This window comes from Kitasatospora sp. NPDC056327 (assembly GCF_042261735.1).
Lineage (GTDB): Bacteria > Actinomycetota > Actinomycetes > Streptomycetales > Streptomycetaceae > Kitasatospora.
Map to the genome: position 1 here is coordinate 1 of NZ_JBHJRC010000183.1, position 16,772 is coordinate 16,772.

14 protein-coding genes are annotated in these 16,772 nt (G+C 75.8%); 6 read left to right on the forward strand and 8 right to left on the reverse strand.

What is annotated here, in order from left to right:
• Nucleotides 1-39: 39 nt before the first annotated feature.
• The gene (locus ACFCX4_RS24070; RefSeq protein WP_376145844.1) at nucleotides 40-1,365 is read right to left on the reverse strand and encodes a hypothetical protein; all 1,326 of its coding nucleotides are present in this window, start codon (nucleotides 1,363-1,365) and stop codon (nucleotides 40-42) included.
• A 328-nt stretch (nucleotides 1,366-1,693) separates the two neighbouring features.
• On the opposite strand from ACFCX4_RS24070, the gene ACFCX4_RS24075 reads away from it, so the two are divergent.
• A complete protein-coding gene (locus ACFCX4_RS24075; RefSeq protein ID WP_376145846.1) occupies nucleotides 1,694-3,766 on the forward strand; it encodes a DHA2 family efflux MFS transporter permease subunit in 2,073 nt (690 codons plus the stop codon).
• Between the two features lie 228 nt (nucleotides 3,767-3,994).
• Here ACFCX4_RS24075 and ACFCX4_RS24080 read toward each other — a convergent pair whose 3' ends face one another.
• Nucleotides 3,995-4,474: a MarR family winged helix-turn-helix transcriptional regulator gene (locus ACFCX4_RS24080; protein WP_376145849.1), complete on the reverse strand. Its 480-nt coding sequence runs from the start codon at nucleotides 4,472-4,474 to the stop codon at nucleotides 3,995-3,997.
• A 63-nt stretch (nucleotides 4,475-4,537) separates the two neighbouring features.
• On the opposite strand from ACFCX4_RS24080, the gene ACFCX4_RS24085 reads away from it, so the two are divergent.
• Together ACFCX4_RS24085 and ACFCX4_RS24090 are read left to right on the forward strand one after the other, a co-directional pair.
• Complete coding sequence (locus tag ACFCX4_RS24085; RefSeq protein WP_376145852.1) at nucleotides 4,538-4,909, forward strand: cupin domain-containing protein; 372 nt, start codon at nucleotides 4,538-4,540, stop codon at nucleotides 4,907-4,909.
• Between the two features lie 46 nt (nucleotides 4,910-4,955).
• The gene (locus ACFCX4_RS24090; protein WP_376145855.1) at nucleotides 4,956-5,282 is read left to right on the forward strand and encodes an antibiotic biosynthesis monooxygenase family protein; all 327 of its coding nucleotides are present in this window, start codon (nucleotides 4,956-4,958) and stop codon (nucleotides 5,280-5,282) included.
• A gap of 124 nt (nucleotides 5,283-5,406) precedes the next feature.
• Here the strand turns inward: ACFCX4_RS24090 and ACFCX4_RS24095 are convergent, their stop codons facing one another.
• The 6 genes from ACFCX4_RS24095 to ACFCX4_RS24120 all read right to left on the reverse strand — a co-directional run bounded on the left by ACFCX4_RS24095 (nucleotide 5,407) and on the right by ACFCX4_RS24120 (nucleotide 12,970).
• Nucleotides 5,407-6,360, reverse strand: a complete 954-nt coding sequence (locus ACFCX4_RS24095) for an ECF transporter S component (protein WP_376145858.1) — start codon at nucleotides 6,358-6,360, stop codon at nucleotides 5,407-5,409.
• Nucleotides 6,357-8,018, reverse strand: coding sequence for an ABC transporter ATP-binding protein (locus tag ACFCX4_RS24100; RefSeq protein ID WP_376145861.1), 1,662 nt, complete (start codon nucleotides 8,016-8,018; stop codon nucleotides 6,357-6,359). The genes ACFCX4_RS24095 and ACFCX4_RS24100 overlap by 4 nt, the downstream gene beginning before the upstream one ends.
• Nucleotides 8,015-9,265, reverse strand: coding sequence for a CbiQ family ECF transporter T component (locus ACFCX4_RS24105; protein WP_376145864.1), 1,251 nt, complete (start codon nucleotides 9,263-9,265; stop codon nucleotides 8,015-8,017). Before ACFCX4_RS24105 ends, ACFCX4_RS24100 begins: the two co-directional genes overlap by 4 nt.
• A 345-nt stretch (nucleotides 9,266-9,610) precedes the next feature.
• A complete protein-coding gene (locus tag ACFCX4_RS24110) occupies nucleotides 9,611-10,432 on the reverse strand; it encodes an SCO2322 family protein (RefSeq protein ID WP_376145867.1) in 822 nt (273 codons plus the stop codon).
• 254 nt (nucleotides 10,433-10,686) lie between these two features.
• The gene (locus tag ACFCX4_RS24115; RefSeq protein WP_376145870.1) at nucleotides 10,687-12,000 is read right to left on the reverse strand and encodes a prenyltransferase/squalene oxidase repeat-containing protein; all 1,314 of its coding nucleotides are present in this window, start codon (nucleotides 11,998-12,000) and stop codon (nucleotides 10,687-10,689) included.
• 346 nt (nucleotides 12,001-12,346) lie between these two features.
• Nucleotides 12,347-12,970 carry a TetR family transcriptional regulator gene (locus ACFCX4_RS24120; protein WP_376145873.1) on the reverse strand — a complete coding sequence of 208 codons (624 nt, stop codon included), beginning with the start codon at nucleotides 12,968-12,970 and terminating at the stop codon, nucleotides 12,347-12,349.
• Nucleotides 12,971-13,308: 338 nt separating this feature from the next.
• Between ACFCX4_RS24120 and ACFCX4_RS24125 the strand changes: the two genes are divergently transcribed.
• The 3 genes from ACFCX4_RS24125 to ACFCX4_RS24135 all read left to right on the forward strand — a co-directional run bounded on the left by ACFCX4_RS24125 (nucleotide 13,309) and on the right by ACFCX4_RS24135 (nucleotide 16,684).
• The gene (locus ACFCX4_RS24125; RefSeq protein ID WP_376145876.1) at nucleotides 13,309-14,619 is read left to right on the forward strand and encodes a glycosyltransferase family 4 protein; all 1,311 of its coding nucleotides are present in this window, start codon (nucleotides 13,309-13,311) and stop codon (nucleotides 14,617-14,619) included.
• Nucleotides 14,620-14,846: 227 nt separating this feature from the next.
• Nucleotides 14,847-15,605, forward strand: coding sequence for a class I SAM-dependent methyltransferase (locus ACFCX4_RS24130; RefSeq protein WP_376145879.1), 759 nt, complete (start codon nucleotides 14,847-14,849; stop codon nucleotides 15,603-15,605).
• Nucleotides 15,602-16,684, forward strand: coding sequence for a prenyltransferase (locus ACFCX4_RS24135; RefSeq protein WP_376145881.1), 1,083 nt, complete (start codon nucleotides 15,602-15,604; stop codon nucleotides 16,682-16,684). The genes ACFCX4_RS24130 and ACFCX4_RS24135 overlap by 4 nt, the downstream gene beginning before the upstream one ends.
• Nucleotides 16,685-16,772 lie beyond the last annotated feature (88 nt).

Consider the following 16,772-nt stretch of genomic DNA (forward strand, 5'->3'; position numbering starts at 1 on the left):
CCGGCCGTACCGCGGTCGGCGCGCCCCGCCCCCGTCCGTTCAGCAGCTGTTGCGCCGCTCCAGCGCGGTGCGGGTGTTCGGGCCGTAGACGCCGCGGGTGTCGCCCCGGACGACGTTGATGTCCTGGAAGTACGTGACGATCAGCCTGGTGCGGTCGTCGTACTTGCCCGTCGGGGGCACCTTCTCCCAGCAGATCACGACGTTGAGCTTCCGCTGGAGCGCCAGGACGTCCGGCCCCTCCATGCCGTACTCCAGGGTGCGGATCGTGGGGGCCGGGTCCGGGGTCGGCGTGGCGCTCTGGGTGGGCGGCGCCGTGGTGGGGGCCGTGGTGGGGGCCTGGGTGGCGGGGGCCGACGGGGCCGGGGGCGCGGGCGGCGCGGTGGCGGCCGGGTCCGTCACCGCCGCGGGTGGCGCGGCCGTCACGGGAGCGGTCGGTGCCGCCGGGGGCTGGGTCGCGGTCGCCGGCCGGGTCGGCGTCGCCCTGGCGGTCGTCCGGGTGGGCGTCGGCGTCGGAGTCTCCTCCGCGGGCGGCGGCGCGCTGGGGCTCGGCGGGGCCGGGGTGGTCGGCATCACCGGCGCGGGGGCGAGGGTGCCGGTCGGCGCGGGAGCGGCCCGGTCGTCGGGTCCGGAGGACGGGGTGACCGCGTAGGCGAGGCCCACGGTGAGCGCCAGCAGGCCGGCGCCGGCGGCGATCAGCAGGCCCTTGCGGCGGGCGAGCGGGCCGCGGTCGTCCTCCTGCTCCGCCGCGCGCCGGGCGGCCCGGCCGCCGGCTCCGCCGCCGGGCGTGAACGGGAAGACGCCGAGCTCCTCCCCGGCGGGGGAGACGGACGGCCCGGGGGCCGCCGCAAGGGCGCCCGGCGGGTCGTAAGGCTGCTCGGGGGACTGCTCGGGGGACTGCTCGTGGGGCTGGTCGGACGGCGGGGCGGGCGGTGCGCCGTGCGGCGGCTGCGGGGGGAACCGCGGGCCGGAGACGATGGGCGGCAGCACGGTGGTCGCGTAGGCGTCGGCGTCCGGCCCCAGTGGGGGCGCCGAGGGGCGCGCGACCGGGGGGACGGGGACGGCACCGGCCGGCGGCACCGGCGGCGGGCCGGCCGCGGCGGGTCGTCCGGGGGCCTCCGGAGCGGGGTGGGCCGGGCCCGAGCCCGGTGCGCCGGTGCGGGCACCCCGGGGGTCCGCCGGGTGCGCGTCCGGGCCCGCGGGAGCCTCCGCGATCCGGCCGAGGGCCTGCGGCACGTACGGGCGGACCAGGGGCGGGCCCTCCATGTGCGGCAGCACGGTGGTCTCGTCGAGGCTGCGGTCCGGGGGGAGGCAGCCGCACCCGGTGGAGCGTGCGGCGCCGCACGTCGGGCAGTGCTGGTCCGGCATCGGCCGGCCCTCCTCGGGTTCTCGGTCGGTCGCGGTCTCGGACGCGTGCTCGGGCGGAGCGGTCGGTCGGACTCGTGTTCAGGCGGGGGACGGGCCTGATTATGCAGGACGTCCCTGAGGGGGGACAGGGGCGTCCGGCCCGGTGTGGGGGCCTTGTGACGGTTGGTGGGGATTGGGAACCGGTGAACGGCCGGTGTGCGGACGGGAACGTCCGTACGGTGACCGTGCCTGCGTTCGGCTCAATCAGAACGCGCAAATCGGTGCATTTCTGACAGCATGGTGAGTCGGGAGTGATCATCCGCCGATCTGCTAGGGATACGGAGACGCCATGACGGATCCGATCGCCGCGTCCGAGCGGGGGCCGGCGGGCGGGGCGGGGCCGCCCGGGGCCGCCGCCGGCGGTCTGTGGCTGCCGATCGGCGCACTGCTGCTGGCGATGCTGCTCGCCGCGCTCGACCAGACCATCGTCTCCACCGCCCTGCCCACCATCGTCAGCGACCTCGGCGGCCTGGAGCACCTCTCCTGGGTGGTCACCGCCTACATGCTCGCCTCCACCGCGGCCACCCCGCTCTGGGGCAAGCTCGGCGACATGTACGGCCGGAAGGTCTTCTTCCAGACCTCCATCGTGATCTTCCTGCTGGGCTCGGTGCTGTGCGGCATCGCCCAGAACATGGGCGAGCTGATCGCCTTCCGTGCCGTCCAGGGCCTGGGCGGCGGCGGGCTGATGGTGCTCTCCCAGGCCATCGTCGGGGACCTCGTCTCCCCCCGGGACCGCGGCAAGTACCAGGGCTACTTCGGTGCGGTCTTCGGCGTCACCAGCGTGCTCGGCCCGCTGCTCGGCGGCCTCTTCGTCGACAACCTGAGCTGGCGCTGGGTCTTCTACATCAACCTGCCGATCGGGGCGGTCGCGCTCGCGGTGATCGCGGTGGCCCTGCGCGGGGCGGAGGCGCGGCGGCGGCACCGGATCGACTACCCGGGCACGGTGCTGATCGCGTCGGTGGCCACCTGTCTGGTGCTCATGACCTCGCTCGGCGGCACGACCTGGGCCTGGGGCTCCTGGCAGATCATCGGCCTGGGCGTGCTCGGGCTGGTCCTGCTGGTCGCCTTCGTCCTGGTGGAGCGGACCGCGGCCGAACCCGTGCTGCCGCTGCGGCTGTTCCGCTCCCGGACGTTCAGCCTGGTGGCCGTCATCTCCTTCGTGGTGGGCTTCGCGATGTTCGGGGCGCTCACCTACCTGCCGACCTTCCTCCAGGTCGTCATGAAGGTGTCGCCGACCGAGTCCGGCATCCACATGCTGCCGATGGTGATCGGCATGCTGGCCACTTCGATCGGCTCCGGTCAGATCGTCTCCCGCACCGGTCACTACCGTGTCTTCCCGATCGCCGGTACGGCCGTCACCGTCGTCGGTCTGCTGCTGCTCTCCCGGCTCGACGAGAACAGCAGCACCTTCGAGATGAGCTGCTACTTCCTGGTGTTCGGCCTCGGGCTGGGCCTGGTGATGCAGGTGCTGGTGCTGATCGTCCAGAACTCGGTCGGCTACGAGGACCTCGGCGTCGCCACCGCCGGTGCCACCTTCTTCCGCTCCATCGGCGCCTCCTTCGGCGTCTCCGTGTTCGGTACCGTCTTCGCCACCGGCCTGAACGACCGGCTGGGCGCGGCCCTGGCCGGCGTCCCGCTGCCGCCCGGCTTCAGCCCCGGGGCGATCACCGCCGACCCGCGCGTCATCGAGCAACTGCCCGCCGCCGCCCAGGCCGGGATCCTGCACGCCTACGCCGAGTCGATCACCCGGGTCTTCCTCTACGCGGTGCCGGTGGCCGTGGTTGCCTTCGTCCTCTCGCTCTTCCTGCGGGAGCAGAAGCTGCGGAGCACCGTGACCGCCCCCGACCTCGGCGAGGCGATCGGCCTCAACCCGGTGGAGCGCAGCTCGCTGGACGAGATCAGCCGGGCCCTGTCGGTGCTCAGCACCCGGGAGGCGCGCCGCGACCTGTTCAAACGGATCACCGCCGGGGCCGGCCTCGACCTCAAGCCCGCGTCCAGCTGGCTGCTGCTCCGGATGCACCAGCACGGCTCGGTGGACCCCGGCGAGCTGGCGGAGCAGCGGATCGTGCCCTTCGCGGTGGTGGACGAGGCGGTGCGCGAGGTGGAGGGCCGCGGCCTGGCCGCCCGCACCGGCGGCCTGCCGCTGCGGCTCACCGAGCCGGGCGAGGCGGCGGCGGTGCGGCTGGTGGCCGCCCGCCGGGCACAGCTCGCCGAACTCCTCGGCGACTGGGACGAGAAGCAGTTCGACGACCTCGCCGAGCTGCTCACCCGGCTGGCGTCCTCGCTCTGCTCCGACCGCCGGGACCGCCCCGACCCGGTCGGGCCCGAGCCGCCGTACCGGGGTGAGGGGCGGTCGTTCTGACGATCTCTCTCCTTCTTTCTTTGTGTTCTCGTGTCCTTGTCTCCTCGGCGTCCTGTCTCCTCGGTGGCCCGGTAGCCCGGTAGCCCGGTAGCCCGGTGGCCCGTTAGCCCGTTAGCCCGGTCGTCCTGTCGTCCTGTCGTCCGGGGTGGTGCCGCGTGGACGTGTGGGGCCGCCGCCGGCGGTCTCCCGATGGCCCCCAGTGGCTTCACGACGGTTTCACGACGGTTCTCACGGCGCTCCGAACCAGCGGGGCGTGTCCAGGCGGAAGGGGTTGCCGGGGGCCAGTTCGCGCAGCGCGTCCTCCAGTTCGCGCAGCCGCTCCTCGCCGCCGAGCCGTTCGGCCCACTCCTCCCGCAGCTCCTCGAAGATCCTGGCCGACCGCACCAGGGAGTCCGTCCCGCGCTCGGTCAGCCGGACCACCTTCCGCCGGGCGTCCGCCGGATCGCCGCCCCGTTCGACGTAGCCGAGCCGTTCGAGCTGCTCGACGGTCTTGCCGGCCGCCTGCTTGGACACCCCTAGCCGTCGGCCGAGCTCGACGGCGGTGGTGCCGTCCGGCCCGATCGCCTGGAACACGAATCCGTGCATCGGCCGCAGGTCGGGGTGGCCCTCGTGGCCGATGCGCTCGTGCAGCTCGTCGATGATCAGCCGGAACGCGAACAGCAGGCGCAGTGGCAGCTCGTACCCCGGCGCCCGGTCTTCTCTTGACATGATGGACAACCTTGTTGACTATATGGACAACCTCATTGACCACTTTAGGGGAGTGATCCGCCCTTGTCCGTCATCCGCCGCACCGACGCCCGCCGCACCGAGACCCCCAACGCCGTCATGACCACCTTCGCTTCGCCGACCCAGGGCGGCACCGGCCTCGCGATGTGGCGGGTGGAGATGGCGGGCGCCCACGCCGGCCCCCGGCACGCGATGGACACCGAGCAGGTGTGGACCTTCCTCAGCGGCTCCGCCGTCGTCGACCTCGACGGGGAGGAGCTCACCCTCGGCGCGGGCGACACCCTCGTCCTCCCGGCCGGGGTTCCGCGCCGGGTCCGCAGTGACGACGGCTTCGGCGCCGTGGTCGCCTCCCCGGCGCCGTCGACGGCCCACAACCTGGACACCGGTGACCGGGTCTCCCCGCCGTGGACCGTGTGAGGTGTAGCAGACTGCCTCCCAGTTACTCGATCCGAGGAGGAACGGCGTGTCCGTCGTCAAGATCAATGTCCTGACCGTCCCCGCTGAGCAGCGGGAGCAGTTGGAGAAGCGCTTCGCGGCCCGGGCCGGCGCGGTGGAGAACTCCGACGGCTTCGAGTACTTCGAGCTGCTCCGCCCGGTCGAGGGGACCGACCAGTACCTCGTCTACACCCGCTGGCGCGACGAGGAGTCCTTCCAGGCCTGGCTGGCCGGTCCGATGCAGGCCGCCCACCGTCCGGCCCCGGCCGACGGCGAGGCCCCGCAGCGTCCCGCGGCCACGGGCTCCACCCTCTGGTCGTTCGACGTCGTCCAGGCCGCCGGCCCCAAGGCCTGACCCACCCGTGCCGTGCGGCGCGCCCCGGACCGCGGTGGTCCGGGGCGCGCCGTTCCGGTGGGTGCCGTTCCAATGGGTGCGGGCGGTGTGCGGCGGGTCATAGGTCGGGTGGGTGTCTCCCGGCTCAGTCGGGTGGCCGGGGCGCGGCCTGCGGTGGGGGCGGGGGTGTGGGGGTGGTGTCGGCGGGTGGCGCGGCGTCGGTCGGGGGAAGGGCGCCCGGTGCGGGTGCGGGCGTGGGCGGTCGGAAGGCGACCGGGGCGGCGAAGGCGGCGCGGCGGGTGGCCCGGCGCAGGGCGCGCAGGACGGGCGTGCCGAGAGCGAGGCAGAGGACCACGGTGAGGGCGGCGCGCGGCAGGTCCCAGCCGAGCGAGGTGGTGAGGCAGTAGACGGCGAAGCGGACCAGGTTGTCGGGGAGCGGATCGCCGGGGACGAAGGAGACCGAACTCGCGAGGCCCGCGATGTAGGGCCAGCCCTGGAGGTTCATCACCACGCCGTAGAGGAGCGAGGCGACGGCTCCGTAGCCGGCGAGGAGGACGAGCTCGCGACGGCCGCGCAGCCGGGCCGGACCGGGCAGGAGGCCCGCGCCGAGGCTCACCCAGCCCATGGCGAGCATCTGGAACGGCAGCCAGGGGCCGACGCCGCCGGTCAGCAGGGCGGAGGCGAACATCGACAGCGCGCCGAGCACGAAGCCGAAGCCCGGCCCGAGCACCCGGCCGGACAGCACCATCAGGAAGAACATCGGCTCCAGGCCGGCGGTGCCCGCGCCGAGCGGCCGCAGGGCGGCCCCGGTGGCGGCCAGCACGCCTAGGAGCGCCACCGACTTGGCGTCCAGGCCGGGGGCGCCGCCGCCCGCCGCGCGGCCCTCGGAGATCTGGGCGACGACGACGGCCAGCAACAGAGGCAGGAGCAGGGCGAACAGCCAGGGGGCGTCGGCCGCGTGGCCGACCAGGGCCGACCCGGTGGAGGCGAGCAGCGGCCAGCCGAAGCCGGCCGCGCCGACCAGGGAGGTCAGGGTCAGCGCGGCGACCGAGCGGCGGCCGAGCCGGACCGGTCGGGCGAGCCGGGACACCGGGGTCACGCGTCCGGCCCGATCCGGTCGAGGGCCCGGGCGACCTGGTGGACGGTGAGCCAGGGGCCCGGCGCGAGGATCTTGGCGACCTGTGGGGCGAACGCCGGCGAGCCGAGCACCACGTCGGGCGTCGGGCCGTCCGCGACGATCTCGCCGTCGGCCAGGACGGCCGTGCGGTCGGCGAGTTCGGCGGCCAGCTCGACATCGTGGGTGGCGAGGAGGACGGCGTGGCCGTCGGCGGCGAGGCCGCGCAGGATCTCGACGAGCCGGGCCTTCGCGGCGTAGTCGAGGCCCCGGGTGGGCTCGTCGAGCAGGATCAGCGGCGGCCGGGCGGTCAGCACCACCGCGAGGGCGAGGGTGAGGCGCTGGCCCTCGGAGAGGTCGCGCGGGTGGGCGTCGTCGTCGAGGCCGGGCAGCAGGCGTTCGACCAGGGCGCGGCAGGTGCCGGGGGCGGCGTCCGCGTCGCGGTCGGCGGAGGCGCACTCGGCGGCGACGCTCTCGCCGTAGAGCAGGTCGCGCGGGTCCTGGGGGACCAGGCCGACGTGGCGGATCAGTTCGGCGGGCCGGGTGCGGTGCGGGACGCGGCCGCCGACGGTGACGGAGCCGGACGCGGGCGCGTGCAGGCCGACCAGGGTGCCGAGCAGGGTGGACTTGCCGGCGCCGTTGCGTCCCATGAGGGCGGTGACGACGCCCGGGTGGAGGGTGAGGTCGACGCCGCGCAGGGCGGGGACGGGGCCGCGGCGCACCACCAGGCGGGAGGCGTCGGCGAGCGGGGCGGTGGGCGGTGCGGTGGGTGCCGTGGCTGGTGGGGTGGGTGCCGCGGTGGGCCTGGCGGGTGCGGCGGGCGGGTGGTGGCCCTCCAGGCGGGCGCGGAGGCCGCCGGCCCGGCGGCGGGCGTCGCGGACGGTCAGCGGCAGCGGGCGCCACCCGGCCAGCCGTCCGAGCCCGACCACCGGCGGGTGCACCGGTGAGTGCGCCATCACCTCGGCCGGCTCACCGAGGACCGGTGGGGCGCCGGGGGTCAGCAGCAGCACCCGGTCGGCGTACTGGATCACCCGCTCCAGCCGGTGCTCGGCCATCAGCACGGTGGTGCCCAGGTCGTGGACCAGCCGCTGGAGCACGGCCAGCACCTCCTCGGCGGCGCCCGGGTCGAGCGCGGAGGTGGGCTCGTCGAGGACCAGTACGCGCGGGTGGACGGTGAGCACCGAGCCGATGGCGACGCGCTGCTGCTGGCCGCCGGAGAGGGTGGTGAGCGCGCGCCGCCGAAGGTCGGCCAGGCCCAGCAGGTCGAGGGTCTCCTCGACGCGGCGGCGCATCACGTCCGGCGGCAGGCCCAGCGACTCCATGCCGTAGGCGAGTTCGTCCTCGACGGTGTCGGTGACGAAGTGCGCGCGCGGGTCCTGGCCCACTGTGCCGACCAGATCGGCGAGTTCGCGCGGGCGGTGCTCGCGGGTGTCGCGCCCGCCGACGGTGACCCGGCCGTGCAGCACGCCGCCGGTGAAGTGCGGGACGAGGCCGCTGACCGTGCCCAGCAGGGTGGACTTGCCGGAGCCCGAGGGGCCGACGAGCAGGCAGAGTTCGCCCTCGGGGACGGTCAGGTCGACGCCGCGGAGGGTCGGGGTCGCGGTGTCGGCGTACTGGACGCCGACCTGCTCGAAGGTGATCACGAGGTCCTCCGGGGGGCGGTCGGGCCGGGGGTCGAGGGGCGGGGGTTCGGCGTCGCGGTGTCGGGGGTGAGGACGTCGGGGGAGGGGGTGGTCGCGGTGGCTGGGGTGGTGGTGTCCGGTGCGTGGGCGGCCGGGGCGGTGCCGGTGGTGACCGGTGGGGGCGGGGCCGCGAAGGCGGGGACCAGACCGAGGAGCACGGCCACGGCGGCGGCGACCGGCAGGACGGGCGCGGTCGGCGGGACCACGGTGGGGGCGAACGCGAGCGGGTCGAGGGAGGCGAGCCAGGTCGTCGCCGCGGCGACGGCGATCCCGGAGCCGGCGGTGAGCCACTCCGGCAGCGCCCACGGGTCCGGCCGGTAGCGCGTGCGGACGGAGCGCCGGCCGCCCAGCAGCAGCCCGGCGAAGGCGGCGGCGAGGCCGACCGCGAGCACCGGCAGCGCCCACCCGCCGCCGCCCGCCGTCAGCAGCCCGTAGGCCGCCAGGCAGACGCCGAGCAGACCGGTCAGGGTGAGGACGGCGGTGAGCAGGGCGATCCGGCGCGGCACGGCGGCGGTGCGCCCGAAGCCGCGGGTGTCCATCGCCGCCGCCAGCGCCACCGAACGCTCCAGCGCGCCCTCCAGGACGGGGATTCCGACGCTCAGCACGGCGGCGATGCCGCGGTCGGTGCGCCCGCGCAGCCGACGGGCGGCGCGCAGGCGCTGCACGTCGGCCACCAGGTTCGGGGCGAAGGTCATCGCGACCACGACCGCGACGCCCGCCTCGTAGAGCGCGCCGGGGAGCGTGCGGAGCAGGCGGGCCGGACTGGCGAGGGCGTTCGCGGCGCCGACGCAGACCAGCAGGGTGGCCAGCCGCAGACCGTCGTACAGCGCGGCGAGCAGGCCCTCGGCGGTGACCCTTCCACCGATCCGCACGCCCTGCGCCCAGACGGGGAGCGGGACTTCGGGGAGGGTGAACAGGACGTGGGTGCCGGGCACGGGCGAGCCGAGGAGGACGGCGAACAGGAGGCGGATGCCGAGGACGAGCAGGCCGAGGCGCAGGAACGCGCCGTAGGAGCGGGACCAGGGCGCGTCGCCCCGCCGGGCGGCGACGACGTAGCCGGCGACGGCGGCGAGGAGGAGCAGGATCAGTGGGTTGGTGGTGCGGGTGGCCGCCGCGCCCAGGCCGAGTGCCCACAGCCACCAGGCCCCGGGGTGCAGGTGGCGGGGGCCGGCGGGTGGCCGGCGGCGGGCGGCGCGGGGTGTGGGCACGGTGAGGGGTCCAAGGGGTGGGTGGTTCGGGGCGGGTGGTTCGGGGTGGGTGGTTCGGGGCGGGTGGTTCGGGGCGGGTGGTTCGGGGCGGGGGTTTGGAGTGGGGCTCTGGAGTCGGTGGTTCGGGGTGGGGGTTTGGAGTGGGAAGTCGGACGGGCCGACTTTCTGTGCGGGAGGCGGGGCTTTTATGTAGACCGGTCTAGAGAGCGTTGTGGTCTATGTAGACCGGTCTGCATATTCGGAATATGTCGGTCGGTCTACATAGCACCGGAATCAGTAGACCGGTCGTCATATTCTGGCGGGGCTTGCGGCGCTTGGGGGCAGCAGGGCCGGGCGGTGAGGGCCTCATCGACGGCGCCGTACCTGCCAGGCGGCACCCGCTCCGAGGGCGCCGACGAGCGCCAGGCCGGCGCCCACGCCGAGGACGGGGCCGCTGGTGCCGGACGTCGATGCCCGGGCGCCGCTCGCGCCGGTGGACGCGGTGCCGGTGGACGCGATTGCCCCGGGTGCGGTCCCGGCGGTCCCGGCGGCCGCGGTGCCGGACGGGGTGGCCGGGGCGTCCGAGGGACGCCCGCCCGCGCCGAGCCGGTCGGCGCAGCCCGCCCGGGGGTAGCCGGCGATGGCGCAGAGCAGACCGTTGCCGTCGTACCGCAGGGGCGGCGCCACGGTCGCCAGCACCTCCGCCGAACTGGCCCGGGGCGCGACGACGGCGCACGCGGTGCGCGGAGCGGGCGGGGTCTCGCCCGCGGACGCGTCGGCGGCGACGCCGAAGTCCAGGACCACGGCCACCCGTTTGCGCCCGCCCTCCGCCGGGGTGTCGGCGCAGACGGTGGCGAAGTCCCCGGCCCCACCGGGCCGGGCGGCCTCCCGTCCGCCGTCCGGGCTGACCGCGAACCGCCAGCCCTCCACCGCGCCGTCCGCGGGCACGTGCACGGCCGGGCCCTGCTGCTGGTAGGCCCAGCCGCCGTCGGACCAGCGCCAGAACGACCAGTACCGGTACCCGGCGGCCTGCGCCGGTGCCGCCCCGAGCACCAGCAGGATCAGCACCCCGGCGATCACCCCGGCCATGAACCGCACGGCCGCCCGCAGTACCCGCCGCCGCGCCTCGTCCTCGTCGCAGGGGGCCGCGGGCGGAGGCTGGGGTGGCGCCGGCGGCTGCGAGGGCACGGTCCGCCGAGCGTCGGCGGGGACGGCGGCAGGTGTGGCGCTCGCGCCGTGGGTGGGGGTCGGGTCCGCCGTGTCGGGCGGGAGCGGTCGGGCTGGGGCTGTCCCGGTGGTGTCGGTGGTGGTGGGGGTGCTCTCCGTGGCCCGGTCCGTGGGTCCGGTGCTGCCGGCGGGGGCCGGCCCGGGCCGGGTGCCGGTGCCGGCGGTGTCGGTGCCGCCGGGGCCCCGGCCAGGCCGGGGGGCCCGGCCGGGGGCGGTCACAGCTTCGGGCCGCGCTTGCGCTGGAGGCTCAGGACCAGGCCGCCGCCGATGCCGATCAGCAGGCCGATGCCGAGCATCCAGAACTTGCCGGTGTCGCTGTCCTTCTCCTTCTTCGCGGGCGCCGAGGCGCTCGCCGGTCCGGAAGCCGCGGTGGACGCGGCACCGGTCGCCCGGGGCGCCGGGCCGAGCGCGGTCAGCTGTCCGACCAGGTCCGTCCCGCCGAACGAGGCCGGGTCGCGCTGCGCGGCCTGGGCGACCAGCAGCAGCGTCGCGGTGGCGGCGGCGTCGGTGCCGCCCTTGGTCCAGCCGCCGCCCTCCTTGGCCAGCCAGTCGACGGCGCCGGCGGCCTGCTGCGGGTGCCCGCCCTGGACCAGGCCGAGCGCGGCCCAGGCGGTGGCCGTGTAGTCGGGGGTGGGCGCTGCGCCGGGCAGGGTGAGCATCAGGTGCTGCTCGCCCGCCGCGAGCCTGGTGGCGAGGTAGGCGCCCGCCGCCTCGCCGGAGTCGGCCCGCGGCACCGCGCCGGTGGCACCGTCCGCGCAGGTCAGGGCCTTGGGGGCGGCGTCGGTGCGGTTGGTGTTGGTGACCGGCAGCCGGCCGCCGGCGGCCGCGAGCGAGGCCTGTCCGCTGGCCAGGCCGTTGGCCTCGGCGGCGGTGCCGTCGGGCGCGGGCTGGTAGACGAAGGCGCCGCGCTGGTCGGCCGGGGCGGCGCAGCCGAGCTGGAAGAGGGCGAGCCCGTCGAAGGCGTTCTTCCCGGCCTTGGCGACGCCCGCCGGGTCGGTTCCGGCCGCGAGGAGGGCGTTGACGGCCAGGCCGGTGGAGTTGGCGTCGCCCGGGTTGCCGGGGTTGTAGGCCCAGCTGCCGTCCGGGTTCTGGTTGGTCCTGAACCACTGGACGCCCTTGTCCACGGCCTCCCGGTGCCCGCCGAGGGCGACCAGCGCCTGGACGGCGACGGCGGTCGCGTTGCTGTCCTCCGTCCTGGCGTCGCAGGCGGCCGAGGCGTCGGCCCGGTAGGAGGGCCAGCCGCCGTCCGCGCACTGCTGGCCGGTGAGCCAGGCGACCGCCGAGTCGGCCGGGGTCACCTTGGCGGCGGTCAGGGCGGTCAGGGCGAGCGACTGGCGCCACACCCCGTCGTAGACGGGATCGCTCTTGCCGTACAGGCCTTCGGGGGTCGCGGCGGCGGGAGCCGAACCGGTGCCGGGGGCCGTCGCGCCGGGGGTGTCGGCCAGGGCCGGGGCGGCGGTGCCGGCGAGCAGCGCGGCGGCCAGGGCGGCGGTCAGGGCGGCGGCGCCCGGGCGGGCGGCGTTCAGCATGATCGGAGGTGTGCCTTTCGATGAGCGGTGCCGGCCCGGGCGGGCCGTCCCGTGGTCCTCGACGGTTGCCCGGCGGTGGTCCGCCCGGCGTGGGCCGCTCGCCCCTCCCCGGGCACTCCGGCCGGCCCGTCCGCCGGGCCGGCGGGATCACGGTTGCGGGGTCGGCGCCGGAGTCGCACCGGCTCCCCCGGGGGGAGGAGCGGGATGGAGCTGTGCTGCCCGTCGACTCTAGCCGCCGGGGCGGGCGGACCGGACCGGACGGATGGAGAACAGGTTCCAGTTCGGCGGGGCGCGGGGCGCTTCCCGGGCGGGCCGCCGACGGTCCCGGGGCCGGGCCGGGGGCGCCTCAGGGCAGCGTGAGCAGGCGGGCGGCCGTGTGGAGGTCGGCCCGGACCTCGGCGATCGAGGCGCGTCCGGAGAGCCAGGCGACCAGCGCCGCGTGCCAGGTGTGCTCGATGACCCGGACGGCCGCGCGCTGCGCCCCGGTGGGCGGCCCGGACTGGCCGATGGCGTCCAGGATGAGCCGGCCGGTGGCGGCCGAGACCTGCTCCACCTCGGCGCCGACCGAGCGGTCGGCGAAGGACAGCGCGCGCACCATCGCCTCGGCCAGCAGCGGCTCGCGCTGCAGCGCGTGGAACGCCCTGGTGAGCGTCTCGGCGACCCGCTGCGCCGCGTCGGGCTCGGCCGGCGGATGCCGCCGGACCTGTTCCTGGAGGCCGTGCAGCTGCTCCAGCATGACCGCCACCAGCAGGTGCACCTTGGACGGGAAGTACCGGTAGAGCGTGCCCAGGGCCACCTCGGCGCCCTCCGCGACCTCCCGCATCTGGACCGCGTCGTACCCGCCGCGCGCCGCCAGCGCGGTCGCGGCCCGCAGGATCCGCCGCCGCCGCTCGGCCTGCCGCGCGGTGAGCGGCGGGTTCTGCGGGCCGGGGGCGTCGCCGGGCCCGCCGCCGGGGGCGGGGGCGGCCACCGGCGGCGCGGACGGCGCCGGGACCGGCGGGTGCGGGGACGACGGGGGGGACGGCGGTGACGGTGGTGGTGACGGCAAGGACGCTCCCGGGCGCGAGAGAGGCGGGGCTGCTCCGGACGGGGTCGGGCGGGGCCGGGCGGGGGTGCGGGGCGGGGTCGGCGAGGCGGGTCCGGCCGGGCGTGGCGCGAATCACCAGCCCTGGATCCTGAGCCCAAGCTACGGGCCGGTATCTTCGAGGTCTCTCATTGTTCACAGGCTCGCCGGTGAACTCCACACCGCACTGAAACCTGATCTACTTTACCGACCGGCAGCACAGACAGCAGAGACGAGGGCCGACGATGACCGCGCAGCCGCTGCGGATTGCCCTGCTCTCCTACCGGGGCGACCCGTTCTGCGGCGGCCAGGGCGTGTACGTACGGCACCTCTCCCGCGAGCTGGCCCGCCTCGGTCACCACGTGGACGTGATCGGAGCCCAGCCGTACCCGGTGCTGGACGACGTCGGGGGCCCCGGCTCGGTCCGGCTGGTCGAGCTGCCCAGCCTGGACCTCTACCGGGCCGACGACCCCTTCCGCACCCCCGCCCGCGAGGAGTACCGGGGACCGGTGGACGTCCTGGAGTACGCCACCATGCGCACCGGCGGCTTCCCCGAGCCGCTGACCTTCTCGCTGCGCGCCCGCCAGTACCTGGCCCGGCACCGCGGCCGCTACGACGTCGTGCACGACAACCAGACGCTCGGCTACGGCCTGCTCGGCCTCGGCCGGTTCGGCTTCCCGCTGGTCACCACGATCCACCACCCGGTCACCGTGGACCGCCGGGTCGAACTGGACGCGGCCACCGGCCGGCTCAGGCGGCTGTCGTTGCGCCGCTGGTACGCCTTCACCCGGATGCAGCGCCGGGTCGCGGCCCGGCTGGACCACATCATCACCGTCTCCGGCACCTCCAAGCGCGAGATCGCTGAGCACCTGGGCGCCGCCCCGCACACCGTCTCGGTGGTGCCGATCGGCGCCGACACCCGCCTCTGGTCCCCCTCCGACGCGGTGGCCCGGGTCCCCGGACGGATCGTCACCACCTCCAGCGCGGACGTCCCGCTGAAGGGTCTGGTCCACCTGGTCGGCGCGCTGGCCAAGGTCCGCACCGAACGGGACGCGCACCTGGTCGTGGTCGGCAAGCCGCAGAAGGACGACGGGCCGATCGCCCGCGCGGTGCGAGCCTTCGGGCTGGAGCGCCACATCGAGTTCCGGCACGGGCTGACCGACCGGGAGCTGGTGGACCTGTACCGCTCGGCCGAGGTGGCCTGCGTGCCGTCGCTGTACGAGGGCTTCTCGCTGCCGGCCGCCGAGGCTATGGCCACCGGTACCCCGCTGGTCGCCACCACCGGCGGGGCGATCCCGGAGGTCGCCGGTCCGGACGGCGAGAGCTGCCTCGCGGTGCCCCCGGGCGACGCGGACGCGCTCGCGGCGGCGCTCGGCCGGCTGCTGGACGACCCGGAGCTGCGCGCCGGGCTCGGTGCGGCGGGCCGGGAGCGGGTGCTGGCCCGGTTCACCTGGGAACGCGCCGCGGAGCTGACCGTCGAGGGCTACCGGGCCGCGATCGCCACCGGGACCGGAGCGCGGGCCCGCTCCGGACCGGGCTGGCGCTACGTGGCCTGACGGGCGTTCCGCGGCCGGGCGGCGGCGTGCGCCGGACGGCGCCCCGCGTCCCGGCGGCGGTGCCCGGTCCGGCGGCGTCCGCGGGACGGTGGCGGTGGCTGCGACGGGGGCGGGGCGGCCGCGCCCGCGCCGGGTGGTGCGCGCCGGGGTGTCCCCTGCATCCGAACACCCCGCGCTGTCCCGGCCCCGCGTCAGGAACCTTTGGTACGAAGGAATGGGAGTCCGCAGTGCTGACCGTTGATTTCTCGCGCTTCCCGCTCGCCCCCGGCGACCGGGTGCTCGACCTGGGCTGCGGCGGGGGACGGCACGCGTTCGAGTGCTACCGGCGCGGTGCCGACGTGGTCGCCCTCGACCAGAACGCCGAGGAGATCGCCGAGGTCAGGAAGTGGTTCGCCGCCATGGAGCAGGCCGGTGAGGCGCCGGAGGGCGCGTCGGCGGTCGCGATGGAGGGCAACGCGCTCGCCCTGCCGTTCGAGGACGACTCCTTCGACAGGGTCATCATCTCCGAGGTGATGGAGCACATCCCGGACGACAGGGGCGTGCTCGCCGAGATGTTCCGCGTCCTGAGGCCCGGCGGTCTGCTCGCCGTCACCGTGCCGCGCTGGCTGCCGGAGAAGATCTGCTGGGCGCTGTCCGACGAGTACCACGAGGTCGAGGGCGGCCACATCCGGATCTACCGGGGCGACGAGCTGCTCGACAGGCTCAAGGACGCCGGCCTCGAACCGTACGGCACCCACCACGCGCACGCGCTGCACTCGCCGTACTGGTGGATCAAGTGCGCGGTCGGCGTGAACAACGACAAGGCGCTGCCGGTCAAGGCCTACCACCAGCTGCTGGTCTGGGACATCGTCGGCACCCCCGTCATCAGCACCCTCACCAAGGCCGCCGAGCGGGCGCTCAACCCCGTCATCGGCAAGAGCTTCGTCGCCTACGCGTCCAAGCCCCACCGGAAGGCCGCGGGCCGGGCACCGGGCGGGTCCCGGTGACCGCCGCCGTCCCCGAGGCCCTGCTGCTCGACGGGGTGCTCGACGCCGAACAGGCCGCCGGCACCGTCCGCAGCATCCTCGCCGAGCAGCAGCCCGACGGCGCGATCCCGTGGTTCCGCGGCCACCACCTCGACCCCTGGGACCACACCGAGGCGGCGATGGCCCTGGACACCGCCGGCGAGCACGCCGCCGCCGAGGCCGCCTACCTCTGGCTGGCCGCGCGCCAGAACCCGGACGGCTCCTGGTACGCCGCCTACGCCTACGGGCAGCCGGACCACGCCGACGGTGCGGTCTGCAACGCGGCCAAGGAGACCAACTTCTGCGCCTACGTCGCCGTCGGCGTCTGGCACCACCACCTCTCCACCGGCGACGACGTCTTCCTGGAGCGGATCTGGCCGACCGTCCGGCGCGCGCTGGACTTCATCGTGGCCCAGCGGCTGCCCGGCGGACCGATCGCCTGGCGGGTCGACGAGCACGGCACGGCCACCGACGAGGCGCTGCTCACCGGCTCGTCCAGCATCCTGCACGCGCTGCGCTGCGGACTGGCCGTCGCCGACTACCTGGACGAGCCGCAGCCCGACTGGGAACTCGCGGCCGGCCGGCTGGGGCACGCCGTCACCCACCACCCCGAGCGGTTCCTGGACAAGGACCGCTACTCGATGGACTGGTACTACCCGGTGCTCGGCACCGCGCTGCGCGGCCCGGCCGCGCTGGAGCGGATCGCCGGCGGCTGGGACCGCTTCGTCGTCCCCGGCCTCGGCGTGCGCTGCGTCAGCGACCGGCCGTGGGTCACCGGCGGCGAGAGCGCCGAGCTGGCGATGGCGCTGTGGGCGGTCGGCGAGTCGGACCGCGCGGTGGAGATCCTCCGCTGGATACAGAAGCACCTGCGGCACGCCGACGGCTCGTACTGGACGGGGTACGTCTTCGAGGACGACGCGGTCTGGCCGGAGGAGCGCACCACCTGGACGGCGGGAGCGCTGCTGCTGGCGGTCGCGGCCCTGGGCGGCGACCCGGCGACGGTGGCGGTGTTCGGCGGCGACGAGCTGCCGACCGGGCTGGTGGTCGAGGACTGCTGCTGACGCCGGGCGGCGGCGGGGGCGGACGGCCCTCGCGGCCTCCCGGGCGGCAGGTACGGCGAAGGGGCGGGACCGGAGAGATCTCCGGTCC

Excerpts from the sequence above, each read along its gene's own strand:
- ACFCX4_RS24075 (WP_376145846.1), top strand. The coding sequence starts at position 1,694 with ATGACGGATCCGATCGCCGCGTCCGAGCGGGGGCCGGCGGGCGGGGCG.
- ACFCX4_RS24115 (WP_376145870.1), bottom strand. The coding sequence starts at position 12,000 with ATGCTGAACGCCGCCCGCCCGGGCGCCGCCGCCCTGACCGCCGCCCTG.
- ACFCX4_RS24080 (WP_376145849.1), bottom strand. The coding sequence starts at position 4,474 with ATGTCAAGAGAAGACCGGGCGCCGGGGTACGAGCTGCCACTGCGCCTG.
- ACFCX4_RS24125 (WP_376145876.1), top strand. The coding sequence starts at position 13,309 with ATGACCGCGCAGCCGCTGCGGATTGCCCTGCTCTCCTACCGGGGCGAC.
- ACFCX4_RS24070 (WP_376145844.1), bottom strand. The coding sequence starts at position 1,365 with ATGCCGGACCAGCACTGCCCGACGTGCGGCGCCGCACGCTCCACCGGG.